The following is a 15,447-nucleotide window of genomic DNA, read 5'->3' as shown; positions in this document are numbered from 1 at the left end:
GTCCGTGCCGACCTGGGGTCAGGGCCCCTTCGCGGGGTCAGTTCCAGTCGTTGTAGGCGCCGTAGCCGCCCGCGTCGGCGAGCTGCTCGGCGACGCCTTCGAGGTCCTCGGGAAGCAGGCCCCAGACGATCAGGTCGGTCCGGATGTCGGTCCAGCCGCCGTCCGTGCCGTTCTCGGTCCGGGTGCGCGCTATGCGGGCGTTGCGCAGGACTCCCTCGCTGATGCAGCCGAGCTTCTGGGCGACCTGCTGGGAGGCGGTGTTGTCGGCGGCGGTGCGCAGTTCGATGCGCTCGAAGCCCTGGTCCCGGAAGAGCCACTGGGCCACCGCCAGCACGGACTCGGTGGCGTATCCCTCGCCGCGGGCCCAGGGGGCGGTGATGTAGGCGGCCTCGGTGGCGAGGGTGCGCCAGTCGGTGTTGCGGAGCCGGACCGAGCCGACGAGCCGCTGGGTGAGGAATTCGGTGACGGCGAGGACGATGCCGTCGCCGGTGGTGCGCTGGGCGGGAGCGATCCGGCGGACCCAGCGTTCGGCGTCGACCTGGGTGTAGGGGTGGGGGGCCTCGGTCCAGGCGACGACCAGCTCGTCGTTCATCATCTCGATGTACGCGGGGACGTCCGCCATGTCGAAGGGGCGCAGCACCAACCGATCCGTGCTGATGGAGATGTCCGGAAAGGTGGAAGTCATGCGCAGCTCCATGCCGAAGACCGTTAAAGGCACAGCATGCAGCATCGGCCCGATGTCGCGCATGGGCGGGTCCGTACGACGGAGCCCCGCGCCCCCTCGGTGGGGTGCGCGGGGCTCCTGGGACAAATGCCGTGCGGGTGTCAGGACTTGGCGGCGGTGCCGAAGGCCGGGACGACGGAGCCCTGGTAGGTGTCCTCGATGAACTTCTTGACCTCGTCGGAGTGCAGGAGCTTCACGAGCTTCTGGACGCGGGGGTCCTTCTCGTTGCCCTTCTTCACTGCGATGATGTTGGCGTAGGGGTTGCCGTCGGCCTTTTCGAGCACCAGGGCGTCCTTGGAGGGCTTGAGGTCGGCCTCGATCGCGTAGTTGCCGTTGATGACAGCGGCGTCGACGTCGTTCAGGGCGCGGGGCACGGTCGCGGCCTCCAGCTCCTTGAACTCCAGGCCCTTCTTGTCGGTGATGTCGCTCAGCTTGGCGCTGGTGCCGACGCCGGCCTTGAGGGTGATGAGGCCGTTCTCGGCGAGGAGCTGGAGGGCGCGGCCCTCGTTGGTGGTGTCGTTGGGGACGGCGACGGTCTGGCCGGCCTTGATGTCCTTCAGGTCCTTGACCTTCTTGGAGTACAGGCCGAGGGGCTCCAGGTGGACGGTGCCGACCGGGACGAGGTGGGTGTTCTTCTTCTTGTTGAAGTCGTCGAGGTACGGCTGGTGCTGGAAGAAGTTGGCGTCGACCTGGCCGGTCTCGGTGGCGGTGTTCGGCAGGACGTAGTCCGTGAACTCCTTGACCTCGAGCTTGAGGCCCGCCTTCTCCGCCAGGTTCTTCTTGACGAAGTCCAGGATGTCGGCGTGCGGCGTCGGGGACGCGGCGACGACGAGCGCCTTGGAGGTGTCGGCCTTGGCGCCGGTCCCGCTCTTGGCGCCCGGGTCGGACGACGTACCGCAGGCGGTGAGGCCGAGGGCGATGGCGGCGGTGGCAGCGGCAGCTGCGGTGATCTTGATGTTCTTACGCACGAAAAGTGCCTCTTTCTGGTGGTGAGGGTGGTGCGCCCGGACAAGGAGTTCGGGCTTGTGAGCGGAGAGGAGGTCTCAGGAGGTGGTGCGGCCCCGGCGGGCCAGCAGGCGCACGGCTCCGTCGCCGATCAGCTGGATCACGGTCACGATGACGATCAGCAGCGCGACGGTGATGAGCATGAACTGGTTGTCGAAGCGCTGGAATCCGTAGGTGACGGCTTTGGAGCCGAGCCCTTCGCCGCCGACCGCGCCGGCCATCGCGGAGTAGCCGATGAGCACGATGACGGTGGTGGTGACGCCCGAGATGAGCGAGGGCAGCGCCTGCGGCAGCAGGACCTTGCGGACGATCGTCGGGATGGATCCGCCCATCGACTGGACGGCCTCGACGAGCCCCTGGTCGACCTCGCGGACGGCGGTCTCGACGAGCCGGGCGAAGAACGGGATGGCGCCGACGGAGAGCGGAACGATCATCGCGGACGGGCCGATGAAGGTGCCGACGACCCAGGTGGTGAAGGGGATCAGGGCGATGAGCAGGATGATGAACGGCAGCGAGCGGCCGATGTTCACGATCACGCCGATGACCTTGTTCACCGGGGTGTTCCGGAGCAGTCCGCCCTTGTCGGTGAGGACCAGCAGGACGCCGAGCGGCAGTCCCACGAGCACGGTGACGACCGTGGACCAGAGCACCATGTAGAGGGTGTCGATGGTCCCCTGGGTGAGCAGCGGCTGCATTTCGGACCAGGTCACTTCGCCACCTCCTTGGTGAGCGGGGCGGGGGTCTGTACGGGGATGGCGGTGCCGTCGTTCTCGACGACCTCGGCCTGGAGGCCCTGCTCGCGCAGGAAGCCGATCGGGACGACGTTCTCCTCGAAGCGGCCGGGCAGCTCGATGCGCATCCGGCCGATCTGCTTGCCGCCGACGGTGTCCATCGCGGCGCCCAGGATCGAGATGTCGATGTTGTACGTGCGCGAGAGCTGGGAGATCACCGGCCGGCCGGCCGCGTCGCCGTGGAAGGTGACGTCGACGACCGTGCACTCGGGGCCGGAGGCCGTGCCACCGACGGGGAACAGCTCCTGGGCCAGTTCGGAGCCGGGGGTGGCGAGCAGTTCGCCGACGGTGCCGGACTCGACGACACGTCCCTTCTGCATCAGCGCGGCGGAGTCGCAGATCGTCTTGACGACGTCCATCTCGTGCGTGATGAGCAGGACGGTCAGGCCGAGCTGCTGGTTGAGGTCGCGCAGCAGCTGGAGGATGGAGCGGGTGGTCTCGGGGTCGAGGGCCGAGGTCGCCTCGTCGGAGAGCAGGACCTTGGGGTCCCCGGCGAGGGCGCGGGCGATGCCGACGCGCTGCTTCTGGCCGCCGGAGAGCTGGCCGGGGTAGGCCTTGGCCTTGTCGGCGAGGCCTACCAGGCCGAGGAGTTCGAGGGCCTTGCGGGAGCGGTCCCGGCCGGAGACGCCGAGGATCTCCAGCGGGAGTTCGACGTTGTCCTGGACGGTGCGGGAGGCCAGCAGGTTGAAGTGCTGGAAGACCATGCCGATGCGGCTGCGTGCCTCGCGCAGTTCCCTGCCGGCCCGGCGGCCTCGTCCGGCGAGTGCGGTGAGGTCCTGGCCGCCCACGGTCACGGTGCCGGAGGTGGGGCGTTCCAGGAGGTTGATGCAGCGGATCAGGGAGGATTTGCCGGCGCCGCTCTGTCCGATGACGCCGTACACCTCGCCCTCGCGGACGTGCAGGTCGACGCCGTCCAGGGCGGTGACCTCGCGGCCGCGCGACTGGTAGACCTTCGTGAGGCCCGAAGTGGTGATCACAGGGGTTTCCGTCACTGTCGAGTGCGCGGCGCGGTGGCCGCCGGGCACGGGGCATTCGTCTGATGAGACGGTCTGGACGTTTCGATCGGACGTTCCAAGCGGGGGTCTCGGCACGGCTCGGGGCGGCGGGTGGCCGGGCGGCGGTGCTGGGGCAGGCTCGTTCCGCTGGATGCGGACGGCTCGGGCTCGGTCTCGCTTCGGGGCGCGAGGCTCAGGCGTGGGCCCTCAGAAGGTGCGCATTCGACACATACAACGAGCACCGGGCGTCGTGATCGCCTCGGTCGCAAGGATGCGGTTGCTCGTCGTGGTCATGCCCCAAGTAAAACAGACGTAACGTTCCGCCCGACCCGCCTGTCCGAATAGCGGACAGGCGTGGATGGCGGTGCGAGCCGGTTCGGCCGGTCGCCAGTATTTCCGCTCCCCCGGCTGTGACCTGCGTCGATACGGCGGACAGGGCTTCGGTTGCCACATCCGCGACCGGTTCGGAACGGTCGCGGGTTGTGGCCAAGGCCACGACTCCCGCCCGTGCCGCCCGTCGGGCCCGCGGTCCGGCGGGGACGGGGGCGCACGCAGGGGGTCGTTCGGTCCGTAATACCCTCGGCTCATGCTTGACGCCCTGACGGTCGCGGTCGCCGTGGCCGCGCTCGCCCTCGCCGCCTGGTGCGGATTCGCCGCGTACCGGGACCAGCCGACCAAGGACTGGCACTTCATCGGGATGGCCGTGGTCTCGCTGCTGGGACTGGCCCAGCTGGTGGTGGGCATCGTGCAGCTGTCCCGGGGCGAACGGCCCGAGCAGGGCATGACGATCTTCATCGCGTATCTGATCGGGGCCTTCCTCGCGGTGCCCGCGGCCGGTTTCCTGTCGCTGACCGAGCGGACCCGGTGGGGTTCGGTGACGGTGGCGGCGGGCGCGATCGTGCTGGCCGTCCTCGAAGTACGGCTCTACGACATCTGGGGAAACTGACCGTGACCGACACCGATCGCGCCCCCGCGGCGGCCACCGGCGAGAAGCAGCCCTTCGACCTCGGCACGGGACCCGGCCGGGTCCTGGTCTGGTTCTACGGGGTGTTCACCGTCGCGGCCGCCTCCCGCTCGATCGTCCAGATGATCCTGGACTTCGGCAAGGCCCCGCTCGCCTATGTGCTGTCGGCCGTCGCCGCGCTCGTGTACGGGTTCATCACGTACTCGCTGGTGCGCGGGGGCGAGAAGGCGCGCAGGACGGCGCTGGTGTGCTGCGCCGCCGAGCTGCTGGGTGTGCTGGTCGTCGGGACCTGGACGATGGCGGAGCCCTCGGCGTTCGCGGACGCCACCGTCTGGTCCGACTTCGGCATGGGGTACCTGTTCATCCCAGTGATCCTGCCGATCACCGGGATGATGTGGCTGCGCCGGGCGAGGAAGGCGTAGCGGGTCACCCGACAGCCTCTCAGGCGCTGGCCACGTACGCGGGCTTGGTGGCGTCCTTCTCCAGCAGGATCATCAGGACGCCGTCCCGGCCGGTCTCGTTGCCCACGGGGGCGTATCCCGCCCGCCGGTAGAGCCGGAGATTGCTCTCGCTGCGATGACCGGTGTGCAGCCGGAACCGGGTGGCCGACCGCTCGTCGGTGAGTCCCGCCTCCGCCGCCCGCAGCAGCCGGGCACCGAGACCGTGGCCCTGGAGCCGGGGGTGGACGCAGAGCCTGCCGATCTCCCCCGCGCCGTCCTGACCGATGGTTCCCCGGACCGAGCCCACCACCTCGTCACCCAGCCGCGCCACGAACACCAGGTTCGTGGCGATCTCGGCGTGCAACGAGTCGAGGGTCTGGACGAGCGGGTCGATCCGGTAGTTCCCGTACAGCTCCGCCTCGCTCTGGAAGCAGAGGTACTGGAGTTTCAAGATCTGTTCGGCGTCCTGTGCCGTCGCCGCCGAGATGATCACGCTCATGCCCATGTGCGCATGCCTCCGCCCACCTGATCCACCGGTTGTCTAACGCTCCTTTCCCCGCAGTTCAGGAGCCGCAACCTCCGCCGCGAGCATTCTGCGCAGACATCCAAGGCAACGGGAACGGATCGGGCCCAAACTCCCCTGTGACATACCCAACTTCCCTGCGATTTCCCGGTAGGTGGGATCGCTGGGCGCGAGCATCGCCGCCAGCAGCCGGGCGCACCTGCCGGGCAGCCGGTCCACCGCCGCGCGCAGCGCCCTGCGTTCGTCGGCGCAGAGGGCGAGCCGCTCGGGGCAGCCGGCCGGATCCGCGGCGGAGTCGTCGCGGTAGGGGCGTTCGTGCCGGGCGGTGCGACGGGCCCTGCGGGCCTCTCCCCGTACGGCGTCCCGCACCCAGCGGGCCGGGTCCACCGGCGGCCCCTCCCCGGCGAGCCGCTCCAGCAGCCGCAGCCAGACGGCCTGTTCGAGATCGGCCGGTTCGATCGCCGCGCCCGTCAGCGAGGCGGCAGCCTCGGCCATGGCCTCGGCGCTCACCAGCGGATAGAGGGCGCGGACGACGGAAGCGGGGGCCGGGGCGGGTTCCGCGGGAGCAAGATCGAGAAGCGTCATGCCCCGGCCGACGCGCCCGCGCCCGCGGCCGGTTGCCGTACCGGGCGAGCACCACCCGACCGGGGCACGCCCCGGCCGGGTGCTGACGCGGGTGTCACTTCCCGGCGAAGTCCGCCGCGGCGAGCAGGGCCGTGTCCGGGTTGTCGGAGAAGACGCCGTCGATGCCCGTCGCGAAGTACGTCCGGAACGCGCCGAACGCGTCGCCGTAGGCGTTGGGGTCCGTGCCGCGCCGGAAGTCGGCGGGAAGGAAGGTGTTCTCGTTGCGCATGGTGTAGGGGTGCAGGACCAGGCCCTGGGCGTGCGCGTCCTTCACCAGGGTGGTCGGTGCGGTGAGCCGCCCCGAGGCGTCCTTGGGGATGACCAGGTCCAGGGTGGGGCCGATGCCCTGCGCGAAGGAGGCCATCCACTTCAGACCCTCGGGCTTCACCAGGTCCGCCACGGTGCGCGGGTCACCGGACGTCACGAAGTCCCAGGGGCGCTCGCCCGCGCCGGAGAGCAGCACGACGCGCGGGGTCGCGACGAGCCGCGCCAGCCGCTGGATGCTGCCGGGCTCGAAGGACTGGAGGATGAGCGGCGACTGCTGACGGTGCCGGTTGTAGCGGCGCAGCAGCTTGGCGAGCGGCTCCTCGAGTCCGAGGCCGAGGCCGCGGAAGTAGGTGGGGTGCTTGGTCTCCACGTACAGCCAGACGGGCTTTCCGCGCCTGCGGCCCTCCCGGTCGGCCCAGCGCAGCACCTCCTCGAAGGTGGGGATCCCCCAGCGGCCGTCGTAGAGCGTGTTCTTCTGACGGGTGCCGGGGATGCGCTCCTTGGCCCGCAGTGTCTTCAGTTCGGCGAGGGTGAAGTCCTCGGTGAACCAGCCGGTGAGGGAGACGCCGTCGACCTTCTTCGTGGTCCTGCGGCTCGCGAACTCGGGGTGGGCGGAGACATCGGTGGTGGCGGTGATGTCGTTCTCGTGACGGCATACCAGGTGGCCGTCCTTGGTCGGCACCAGGTCCTGCTCGACGATGTGCGCGCCCATGTCGAGGGCCAGCTGGTAGGAGCCGAGGGTGTGCTCGGGCCGGTAGCCGCTGGTGCCGCGGTGTCCGATGACAGTGGGCACCGGCAGGTCGAGGCGGAAGCCGTGACCACCGTGGCGTCCGGCGGTGTTCGCCGCGTTGTCGGCGGCGGCCGGGCCGCCGGCCAGGCCGAGGGCGGCCGTGCCCAGTACGGCGGCCCCCGCTCCCAGCATGGTTCTGCGGCCGGGACCGGCCTGCGCGCGCTCAGTCATGAATGCTCCTCGCGTGTGATGTCTGGCACCTGTCGGGCGAGGCCCGAGCGTAGGCAGCGGTACCGTCGTGGGGGCAGCTCCTGGACGAACATGGCGCAAACTCATGTCAACACCGCGTATCCGCTCCATGAACCCGATGTGCGATCAGCGAGTACCCGCGAGTATCGTCCTCACCTGCATGGACCGTCACGATCCCCGCACCTCGGCCGGCCCGGCCACTACACCGGAGGAACCGTTGTCCCGACACGCACTCATCAAGGCAGTGCTCGGACCGATCTTGCGCCTGATGTTCCGCCCCCAGGTGGAGGGTGTGGAGAACATCCCCGGGGACGGTCCGGTGATCCTCGCGGGCAACCATCTGACGTTCATCGACTCGATGATCATGCCGATCTGCTGCGACCGGCCGGTGTTCTACATCGGCAAGGACGAGTACGTGACGGGCAAGGGGCTCAAGGGCCGGGCGATGGCCTGGTTCTTCACCGGCTGCGGCATGATCCCGGTGGACCGGGACGGCGGACGCGGCGGTGTCGCGGCGCTGATGACGGGCCGTCGGGTGCTGGAGGAGGGCAAGGCCTTCGCCATCTACCCCGAGGGCACCCGCTCCCCCGACGGCCGTCTGTACCGGGGCCGCACGGGCATCGCCCGGCTGACGCTGATGACGGGCGCGCCGGTGGTGCCGTTCGCGATGATCGGCACGGACAAGCTGCAGCCCGGCGGGGCCGGCCTGCCCCGTCCCGGCAAGGTGACGGTCCGCTTCGGTGAGCCGATGGAGTTCTCCCGCTACGAGGGCATGGACCGCGACCGCTATGTGCTGCGGGCGGTGACCGACTCCGTGATGGCCGAGGTGATGCGGCTGTCCGGTCAGGAGTACGTCGACATGTACGCCACGAAGGCCAAGGCCGCGTGAGCTGAGGCGCGAAGCGCCGACGGCAGGACATGCGGAAGGGCCCGTACCCCGGTTTCCCGGTGGTACGGGCCCTTCCGCATATCCGGACGACCCGGGCGGCTACTGGTGCACGATGCCGTCCTCCAGCTTCTGACCGCGCAGCAGGAACCAGGCGGCGACGGCCGTCGCCAGCAGGACCGCCGCGCCGACACCCGCGGCGAGCCGCAGCCCTTCGACGAACGAGTCCTGCGCCGCGGCGACCAGTGCCTGTCCCTGCGGGGCCGGCAGACCGTGGGCGGCCTCGACCGCGCCGCCCAGCGATTCGTGCGCAGCGGCGGCATTGGCCGACGGGGTCCCCGCGGGCGATTCGAACTTCTGGTACACGCCGGTCACGATGGAGCCGAGCAGGGCGATGCCGAGGGCCGCGCCGAGTTCGTACGCCGTCTCGGAGACCGCGCCGGCGGATCCCGCCTGCTCCTTCGGGACGCTGGAGAGGATCACGTCGGAGGTGACGGTGAAGGCGAAGCCCGCGCCCACGCCCACGATGAGCAGCACCGCCCCGATCAGCGGGTAGGCGGTCTCCTTGTGGATCAGGGTGACCGCTGCGAGCGCCAGGCCGATCGCCCCGAGACCGCCGGTCACCACCGAGCGCACCGAGAAGCGACGGGCCGCCCGGCCGGCGAGCAGACCCGCGGCGACGGCGCCGACGGCCGCGGGCAGTTCCGCGAGACCGGCCTCCAGCGGCCCGCGGCCCTGCACCAGTTGAAGGAACTGGGAGAGGAAGAAGACCAGCCCGGACAGGCCGAGGATGGTCAGCAGGTCGGCGAGGACCGCGCCCGAGAAGCCCCGGTGGTGGAAGAGCCGCATGTCCAGCAGGGGTGCGGGGAGCGTGAGTTGCCTGCGTACGAACCAGCAGAGCGCGGCCACGCCACCGCCGCCGGCGAGGACGGTCCCCCAGCTCGGGCCGTGCGCCGCCAGTTCCTTGACGGCGTACACGACGCCGATCATGCCGATGAAGGAGAGCACGACGCTCACCAGGTCCCAGGGGCCCGGGGCCGGGTTCCTGGACTCGGGGATCATCCTGGCGCCGACGACCACGAGGATCGCCATGACGGGCAGGTTGATCAGGAAGACCGAGCCCCACCAGAAGTGCTCCAGCAGGAGTCCGCCGACCACGGGGCCGACGGCCGCTCCGGCGGAGGCCATCGCTCCCCAGATCCCGATGGCGAGGCTGCGCTCGCGCGGGTCGTGGAAGAGGTTGCGGATCAGGGCGAGCGTGGACGGCATGAGGGTGGCACCCGCGACACCGAGCAGCGCCCGCGCCAGGATCATCATCTCGGGGGTGTGCGCGTAGGCGTTGAGCACCGAGACCGCGCCGAACGCCGTCGCACCGCACAGCAGCAGTTTCTTGCGGCCGATGCGGTCGCCGAGGCTGCCCATCGAGACCAGGAGTCCGGCGATGACGAAGGAGTAGACGTCGCCGATCCACAGGAGCTGGGTGCCGGTCGGTTCGAGGTCCTCGGTGAGGAAGGGGGTCGCCAGGCCGAGGACGGTGGCGTCGATCGCCACGAGCAGCACGGCGAGGACGAGCACGGCCAGGGCGATCCACCGCCCCGGACGGTGCAGTTCGTCCGAGGTCTCCACCTGCTGTTCGATACGGCTCATTGCTCCACGCTCCGGCGTGCGCCGCCGAGCAGCAACTCGACGATCATGTATTGGAAGTCCTGGCTCGCGACCCGGCCGTCCTGGACGGCCCAGGCGGCGGAGGAGATGAGGCCGTAGAGGGCCTCGGTCAGCCAGGCGGGGGTGAGGTCGATCCGGAATTCGCCGCGCTCCTGGCCGCGCCTGAAGAAGGCGGAGACCCGGGCGTCGAGGCGGCTCCAGCCCTCGTTCAGCTCTTCGCCCTCGAAGAGCTGGTTCTCGGTGACGAGGAAGGAGAGCAGTCCGGCGCTCGGCTCGACGGCCGCGACGAAACGGCGCAGTGCGTCCTGCGCGGCCCCCTCGTCGAGCGCGGCGGCGTCCAGAGCCGCTTCGACCTCCTGGATGCCCAGGTTCTCCAACGCTCTGACCAGGGCGTCCCGTCCGGCGAAGTGCCGGTGCAGGGTGGCACGCCCGATGCCTGCGGCTCTGGCGACCTCGTCCATGGTGGCGGTCGATTTACGGGTCAGCAGAGCGGCAGCGCTGCGCAGCACCTGCTCACGGTCGAGACTCATGAGACAACCATAGACCATATGAGACATCAGCGTCTCACCGGAAGGCTGTGTCCTCCCCGGCGGGAGGGAGGACCATGGCGCCATGAAGCCGCTGCTGCTGATCGACATCGACGGTCCGCTCAATCCCTACACGGCGCTCGCGCACCTCCGGCCACCGGATGGCTATGCGAAGCATCTGACGCGGCCGACGGGGTGGGACTACGGGCCACCCCTGCCCGTCCTGCTCAACCCGGAGCACGGGACGGCGCTGCGGGCCCTGGCCGACCGGTACGAGCTGGTCTGGGCGACGACCTGGAAGGACGAGGCGAACGTCTGGATCGGGCCGCGTCTGGGGCTGCCCCCGTTGCCGTACATCGACTGGCCGTCGATGCACGGCAACGCGCCGGACGGCACGTACTGGAAGACGCGGTACGTCGTGGAGTACGCGGCCGGCCGGCCGTTCGCCTGGGTCGACGACGAGATCACCGGGCAGGACCGGGAGTGGGTCCTCGGCCAGGGGGCCGGCGAGGCGCTGCTCCGGTGGATCGACCCCGGGATCGGTCTGCTGCCGTCCGATTTCGCGGCGCTCGCGGCGTGGGCGGACGGCGGCCCGCGGGACGGGCCCGTCAGTCGTTGAGGACCGTCAGATCGAGGCCGGGCAGTCGGGCCGGGTCGTCGATCACGAACATCTCGGCGACCTTCCCCCGGACGACCGTGAAGACCATGACCGAGAACTGCCGGCCCTCGCGCGTCGCGATGACGGCCGGTTCCCCGGCGACCAGTGCCTGCTGCGACGACCGCGCGAACGGCGCGAACATCATCGCCCGACGGGCCACGGCCTCGGCGCCCCGCACCAGGGCCGGGGCACCGGCACCCCCGGCGCCGACGTCGGACCGCACCACCACGTCCGGATCGAGCACGGCCACCAGGGCCTCGAAGTCGCCGTCCCGGGCGGCGGCCAGGAAGGCGGCGACGACCTCGCGCTTGCGGGCGAGACCGGGGTCCGGGACCGGTTCCACGCCCTGCACCCGGCGCCGAGCCCGGCTGGCGAGCTGCCGGGTCGCGGCCGGGGTGCGGTCCACGACGACGGCGATCTCGTCGAAGGGCACGGCGAACATGTCGTGCAGCACGAAGGCGAGCCGCTCGGCGGGGTCGAGCGTTTCGAGCACGACGAGCATCGCGAGACCCACCGAGTCGGCCATCAGCGCCCGCTGCTCGGGGTCGGCCTCCGGCCGTTCGCCGAGGTCCGGGCCAGGGGCATGCCCCTCGGGCACCCCGGTGTCGAGGGGTTCCTCGCGGCGGGAGCGGCGGGAGCGGAGCATGTCCAGGCACACCCGCCCGACGACCGTCGTCAGCCAGCCGCCCAGGTTCTCGATCGCCCGGTCGTCGGAACGGCTGAGCCGGATCCAGGCCTCCTGGACGGCGTCCTCCGCCTCGCTCGTCGAGCCGAGCATCCGGTAGGCCACGGCCTTCAGCTGGTTCCGGTTCCCCTCGAAGCGCTCTGCCAGGAAATCGTGTCCGTCCACAGTCACATTCCTCCGTCGTGTTCCGTCACAGCACTGACGGACGGAACCCCGACGATGTGACGGACGGCGCGCGCCGCTCCCGGTGGTGTCCGGTCAGCTCCAGCGCAGCCCGGCGCGGTGGCGCCAGTACGCCTCGGGCTCCTCCACCAGCGCGTCGAGCCGGGCGCGCCCCTCCTCGTCGAGGTCGACGACGGCCGCGTGCAGGTTTCCGGCGAGCTGGTCGACGGTCGCCGCGCCGGAGAGCACCACCCCGGCCCAGGGCTGGTGCAGCACGAGTGCCAGGGCGACCGCGTCGCTGCCGACACCGGCATCGGCGGCGATCTCCTGGACCACGGCGGGGGCTTCCGTTCCGGCGAGCCGTCCGTTGGCCATGGCTTCCTTGACGATCACGGTGAGGCCGGCGGCACTGGCCTCGGCGAGCGCCGCCCCGGCGGAGGTCTCCAGGGCGTTGTAGGTGGCCTGGACCGTACGGAAGAGCGGCTCGCCGTCCACGGTGACGGTGAGGGCGGCCCGGATCGCGTCGGCCTGGGCGGGTCCGCTGGTCGAGAGGCCGACGCTGACGCCCTCCTCGGCGAGCGCGGCCAGCCGTGCGTGCAGCTCCTTGTCCGTGAGGGCCGGGCTGTCGGCGGTGACCGAGTGGATCTGGTAGAGGTCGAGGCGGTCGCCGAGCAGTGCGTCGGTCTCGGCCCGCTGGCGCAGGAACGTGGCGAGGCCGTGGTCCTTGACCTCGTGCGCCTCGGCTTCGATGCTCCAGTCGGCGGTGTAGGTGTAGCCCCATTTGCTGCCGATGACGACATCGTCCGCCTCGGGGTGTGCCGTCAGCCAGTCGGCCAGGAACTCCTCCGAACGGCCGTAGGAGCGGGCCGCGTCGACGTAGCGGACGCCCTGTGCGTAGGCGGCGTCGAGCAGCTCGTGGGTGCGTTCGCGCATCGCCTCGACGCCGCGGTCGGCGGGCAGATCGCGGTCGCGGTGGAGATTGATGTAGCCGGGCCTGCCGACCGCCGCCAGGCCGAGTCCGATGTGGGCGGTCGGCGTCGTCGCTGTGGCCAGCCGGGCGAAAGGCATCGTTGGGCTCCTCGTCGATCGGGTGTGCTCCCCCGTCAACGTAACCCAGCTCACGGAAACCGGAAGGCGGGGAGCGTACGACCGCTCCCCGCCCCGATACCGCTCTCGTCGCGGTCAGTTCTTCGCGGTGGCCCAGGCCTGCTGGACGGCGAGGTCGGCCTTCACCTCGGCGAGCTGGACGGCCACGGCCGACGGGGCCGTGCCGCCGCGGCCGCTGCGGGAGGCGAGCGCACCGGTGACGTCGAGGACCGTGCGGACCTCGGGGGTGAGGTGCTCGGAGATCTTGGCGAACTGCTCGTCGGTCAGCTCGTCGAGCTCGATGCCGTGCTGCTCGCACTCCTTGACGCACTCACCGGCGACCTCGTGGGCGACGCGGAAGGGCACGCCCTGCTTGACCAGCCACTCGGCGATGTCGGTGGCGAGCGAGAAGCCGGCCGGGGCCAGCTCCTCCATGCGCTCGCGGTTGACGGTGAGGGTGGCCATCATGCCGGTGAAGGCGGGCAGCAGGACCTCCAGCTGGTCGCAGGAGTCGAAGACCGGCTCCTTGTCCTCCTGGAGGTCGCGGTTGTACGCGAGGGGGAGGGCCTTCAGCGTGGCCATCAGGCCGGTCAGGTTGCCGATCAGCCGGCCGGACTTGCCGCGGGCCAGCTCGGCGATGTCCGGGTTCTTCTTCTGCGGCATGATCGAGGAGCCGGTGGAGAAGGCGTCGTGCAGGGTGACGAAGGAGAACTCCTTCGTGTTCCAGATGATGACCTCCTCCGCGATCCGGGAGAGGTTCACGCCGATCATCGCGGTGATGAAGGCGAACTCGGCGACGAAGTCGCGGGAGGCCGTTCCGTCGATGGAGTTGGCGACGGACCCGTGCTCGAAGCCGAGGTCCGCGGCGACCGCCTCCGGGTCGAGTCCGAGGGACGACCCGGCCAGGGCGCCGGAGCCGTACGGCGAGACGGCGGTCCGCCCGTCCCACTGGCGCAGCCGCTCGGCGTCCCTGGACAGGGGCTGCACATGGGCCAGGACGTGGTGGGCGAAGAGCACCGGCTGGGCGTGCTGCAGATGCGTACGGCCGGGCATCGCGACGTCCGGGTGCGCCTCGGCGAGGCCGACCAGCGCGCCCTGCAGTTCGGCGATCAGACCGCCGATGATCCGGGCGTGGTCGCGCAGGTACATCCGGAAGAGCGTGGCGATCTGGTCGTTGCGGGACCGGCCGGCCCGGAGCTTGCCGCCGAGGTCGGGGCCGAGGCGCTCCAGCAGTCCGCGCTCCAGCGCGGTGTGGACGTCCTCGTCGGCGATGGTGCCGGTGAAGGAGCCGTCGGCGACATCGGCTTCGAGCTGGTCGAGACCGGCGATCATGCGGCTCAGCTCGTCCTCGGTGAGCAGGCCCGCCTTGTTCAGGACGCGCGCGTGGGCGCGGGAACCGGCGATGTCGTACGGCGCGAGCCGCCAGTCGAAGTGGACGGAGGCGGACAGCTTGGCCAGCGCCTCGGCCGGACCGTCGGCGAAGCGGGCGCCCCAGAGGCGTACATCGCTGTTGCCGTTGCCGTTGCTCACTGCGTGCTCCTCGGAAGAACAGGGTGGTGGGTGTGCGACCGCCTCCCCGCGTGGAGGGCCGGGGAGGCGGAGACGTAACTACTGGGGGTCGGGCGAGGTCACGCTTCCCGGGCTTCCGCCCGGTCACGGGTCTCTCCTCACGGCACGATCACCGGTAGGCATATCTATGCAGACCTCTGCATGTTTTGTCAAAGGCGCGACTGCCGCCCCGCACCCCGGAATGGACGTCCCGCAAGCTGGAATCACCTCGCCATCACCGGAGTCGGCGCCGACAATGGTCGCCATGGGGAAAACATATGAACGCATCGAAGGACGGATCAGGACCTTCATCGAAGAGCAGCACATCTTCTTCACGGCGACGGCGCCCCTGGCCGGCGAGGGCACGGTCAACCTCTCTCCCAAGGGCGTCAGCGGTTCGTTCGCCGTCATCGACGAGCTGACCGTGGCCTACCTGGACTTCGCCGGCAGCAATGCCGAGACCGTCGCCCACCTCCGCGAGAACGGCCGGATCACGCTGATGTGGTGCGCCTTCCAGGGGCCGCCGAACATCGTGCGGGTGCACGGCCGCGGTGAGCCGGTCTTCCGTGACGATCCGCGGTTCGGCGCGCTGCTCGCCCACTTCCCGGACGTGGACCCCGACCTCCACGGGCTGCGCGCCGTCGTCGTGGTGCGGGCCGAGCTGATCCGGGACACCTGCGGCTACGGGGTGCCGTTCATGTCGTACGACGAGGACCGGTCGCTGCACGCCCGGCGCTTCGCCCGCGAGGACGACACCTCGCTCAGTGCCTACTTCGAGAAGAAGGAGCACATCGCGACGAGTATCGACGGGCTTCCGGGGCTGCCGCTCCCGCTGCCGGCGATGCCCCGGCCGGACGGCGACCCGGCGGACCGGCATTGAGCCGTACGGAGCAGAACCGCGGGTGGCACCCGGCCGGC

17 protein-coding genes are annotated in these 15,447 nt (G+C 70.5%); 5 read left to right on the top strand and 12 right to left on the bottom strand.

The window, feature by feature from the left end; all coding sequences use genetic code 11:
• Positions 1-37 precede the first annotated feature (37 nt).
• The 4 genes from OG520_RS32740 to OG520_RS32725 all read right to left on the bottom strand — a co-directional run bounded on the left by OG520_RS32740 (position 38) and on the right by OG520_RS32725 (position 3,497).
• Positions 38-685, bottom strand: coding sequence for a GNAT family N-acetyltransferase (locus OG520_RS32740; protein ID WP_266421830.1), 648 nt, complete (start codon positions 683-685; stop codon positions 38-40).
• A gap of 140 nt (positions 686-825) precedes the next feature.
• On the bottom strand, positions 826-1,692 hold the full coding sequence (locus OG520_RS32735) for a MetQ/NlpA family ABC transporter substrate-binding protein (RefSeq protein ID WP_406015518.1): 867 nt from the start codon (positions 1,690-1,692) through the stop codon (positions 826-828).
• A gap of 75 nt (positions 1,693-1,767) precedes the next feature.
• Entirely contained in the window at positions 1,768-2,439 is a 672-nt protein-coding gene (locus OG520_RS32730; RefSeq protein WP_399332449.1) for a methionine ABC transporter permease, read from the bottom strand.
• Positions 2,436-3,497, bottom strand: coding sequence for a methionine ABC transporter ATP-binding protein (locus OG520_RS32725; protein WP_406015517.1), 1,062 nt, complete (start codon positions 3,495-3,497; stop codon positions 2,436-2,438). The genes OG520_RS32730 and OG520_RS32725 overlap by 4 nt, the downstream gene beginning before the upstream one ends.
• A gap of 604 nt (positions 3,498-4,101) precedes the next feature.
• On the opposite strand from OG520_RS32725, the gene OG520_RS32720 reads away from it, so the two are divergent.
• The gene (locus OG520_RS32720; protein WP_266421820.1) at positions 4,102-4,461 is read left to right on the top strand and encodes a hypothetical protein; all 360 of its coding nucleotides are present in this window, start codon (positions 4,102-4,104) and stop codon (positions 4,459-4,461) included.
• A 2-nt stretch (positions 4,462-4,463) separates the two neighbouring features.
• The gene (locus tag OG520_RS32715) at positions 4,464-4,901 is read left to right on the top strand and encodes a hypothetical protein (protein WP_389974341.1); all 438 of its coding nucleotides are present in this window, start codon (positions 4,464-4,466) and stop codon (positions 4,899-4,901) included.
• 19 nt (positions 4,902-4,920) lie between these two features.
• On the opposite strand, the gene OG520_RS32710 is transcribed toward OG520_RS32715, so the two are convergent.
• The 3 genes from OG520_RS32710 to OG520_RS32700 all read right to left on the bottom strand — a co-directional run bounded on the left by OG520_RS32710 (position 4,921) and on the right by OG520_RS32700 (position 7,294).
• Positions 4,921-5,424: a GNAT family N-acetyltransferase gene (locus OG520_RS32710; protein WP_389974344.1), complete on the bottom strand. Its 504-nt coding sequence runs from the start codon at positions 5,422-5,424 to the stop codon at positions 4,921-4,923.
• A gap of 36 nt (positions 5,425-5,460) precedes the next feature.
• The gene (locus OG520_RS32705; RefSeq protein WP_406015516.1) at positions 5,461-6,027 is read right to left on the bottom strand and encodes a sigma-70 family RNA polymerase sigma factor; all 567 of its coding nucleotides are present in this window, start codon (positions 6,025-6,027) and stop codon (positions 5,461-5,463) included.
• Between the two features lie 94 nt (positions 6,028-6,121).
• Positions 6,122-7,294 carry a glycerophosphodiester phosphodiesterase gene (locus OG520_RS32700; protein WP_406015515.1) on the bottom strand — a complete coding sequence of 391 codons (1,173 nt, stop codon included), beginning with the start codon at positions 7,292-7,294 and terminating at the stop codon, positions 6,122-6,124.
• Positions 7,295-7,529: 235 nt separating this feature from the next.
• Between OG520_RS32700 and OG520_RS32695 the strand changes: the two genes are divergently transcribed.
• Complete coding sequence (locus OG520_RS32695; RefSeq protein WP_124718788.1) at positions 7,530-8,201, top strand: 1-acyl-sn-glycerol-3-phosphate acyltransferase; 672 nt, start codon at positions 7,530-7,532, stop codon at positions 8,199-8,201.
• Between the two features lie 99 nt (positions 8,202-8,300).
• Here OG520_RS32695 and OG520_RS32690 read toward each other — a convergent pair whose 3' ends face one another.
• Complete coding sequence (locus tag OG520_RS32690; protein ID WP_406015514.1) at positions 8,301-9,845, bottom strand: MFS transporter; 1,545 nt, start codon at positions 9,843-9,845, stop codon at positions 8,301-8,303.
• The gene (locus OG520_RS32685) at positions 9,842-10,393 is read right to left on the bottom strand and encodes a TetR/AcrR family transcriptional regulator (RefSeq protein WP_399332460.1); all 552 of its coding nucleotides are present in this window, start codon (positions 10,391-10,393) and stop codon (positions 9,842-9,844) included. The genes OG520_RS32690 and OG520_RS32685 overlap by 4 nt, the downstream gene beginning before the upstream one ends.
• Positions 10,394-10,475: 82 nt before the next feature.
• On the opposite strand from OG520_RS32685, the gene OG520_RS32680 reads away from it, so the two are divergent.
• Positions 10,476-11,009 (top strand): hypothetical protein, encoded by a 534-nt coding sequence (locus OG520_RS32680; protein ID WP_406015513.1) that lies wholly within the window; start codon positions 10,476-10,478, stop codon positions 11,007-11,009.
• On the opposite strand, the gene OG520_RS32675 is transcribed toward OG520_RS32680, so the two are convergent.
• The 3 genes from OG520_RS32675 to argH form a co-directional block, all read right to left on the bottom strand.
• The gene (locus OG520_RS32675) at positions 10,999-11,898 is read right to left on the bottom strand and encodes a sigma-70 family RNA polymerase sigma factor (protein WP_406015512.1); all 900 of its coding nucleotides are present in this window, start codon (positions 11,896-11,898) and stop codon (positions 10,999-11,001) included. The two genes, OG520_RS32680 and OG520_RS32675, sit on opposite strands and share 11 nt — an antisense overlap.
• 93 nt (positions 11,899-11,991) lie before the next feature.
• Complete coding sequence (locus tag OG520_RS32670) at positions 11,992-12,963, bottom strand: aldo/keto reductase (protein ID WP_406015511.1); 972 nt, start codon at positions 12,961-12,963, stop codon at positions 11,992-11,994.
• A gap of 114 nt (positions 12,964-13,077) precedes the next feature.
• Complete coding sequence (gene argH / locus OG520_RS32665; protein WP_406015510.1) at positions 13,078-14,511, bottom strand: argininosuccinate lyase; 1,434 nt, start codon at positions 14,509-14,511, stop codon at positions 13,078-13,080.
• Between the two features lie 283 nt (positions 14,512-14,794).
• On the opposite strand from argH, the gene OG520_RS32660 reads away from it, so the two are divergent.
• The gene (locus OG520_RS32660) at positions 14,795-15,409 is read left to right on the top strand and encodes a pyridoxamine 5'-phosphate oxidase family protein (RefSeq protein ID WP_399332469.1); all 615 of its coding nucleotides are present in this window, start codon (positions 14,795-14,797) and stop codon (positions 15,407-15,409) included.
• Positions 15,410-15,447: the final 38 nt, after the last annotated feature.

It is taken from the genome of Streptomyces sp. NBC_00984 (assembly GCF_045162475.1).
Lineage (GTDB): Bacteria > Actinomycetota > Actinomycetes > Streptomycetales > Streptomycetaceae > Streptomyces.
The sequence above is the reverse complement of the archived record's forward strand: the minus strand, read 5'-3'. Positions and strand labels throughout refer to the sequence as shown.

Coding starts and splice junctions, on each gene's coding strand:
- OG520_RS32740 (WP_266421830.1), bottom strand. CDS start 685: ATGACTTCCACCTTTCCGGACATCTCCATCAGCACGGATCGGTTGGTG.
- OG520_RS32705 (WP_406015516.1), bottom strand. CDS start 6,027: ATGACGCTTCTCGATCTTGCTCCCGCGGAACCCGCCCCGGCCCCCGCT.
- OG520_RS32690 (WP_406015514.1), bottom strand. CDS start 9,845: ATGAGCCGTATCGAACAGCAGGTGGAGACCTCGGACGAACTGCACCGT.
- OG520_RS32700 (WP_406015515.1), bottom strand. CDS start 7,294: ATGACTGAGCGCGCGCAGGCCGGTCCCGGCCGCAGAACCATGCTGGGA.
- OG520_RS32710 (WP_389974344.1), bottom strand. CDS start 5,424: ATGGGCATGAGCGTGATCATCTCGGCGGCGACGGCACAGGACGCCGAA.
- OG520_RS32680 (WP_406015513.1), top strand. CDS start 10,476: ATGAAGCCGCTGCTGCTGATCGACATCGACGGTCCGCTCAATCCCTAC.
- OG520_RS32720 (WP_266421820.1), top strand. CDS start 4,102: ATGCTTGACGCCCTGACGGTCGCGGTCGCCGTGGCCGCGCTCGCCCTC.
- OG520_RS32685 (WP_399332460.1), bottom strand. CDS start 10,393: ATGAGTCTCGACCGTGAGCAGGTGCTGCGCAGCGCTGCCGCTCTGCTG.
- OG520_RS32660 (WP_399332469.1), top strand. CDS start 14,795: ATGGGGAAAACATATGAACGCATCGAAGGACGGATCAGGACCTTCATC.
- OG520_RS32670 (WP_406015511.1), bottom strand. CDS start 12,963: ATGCCTTTCGCCCGGCTGGCCACAGCGACGACGCCGACCGCCCACATC.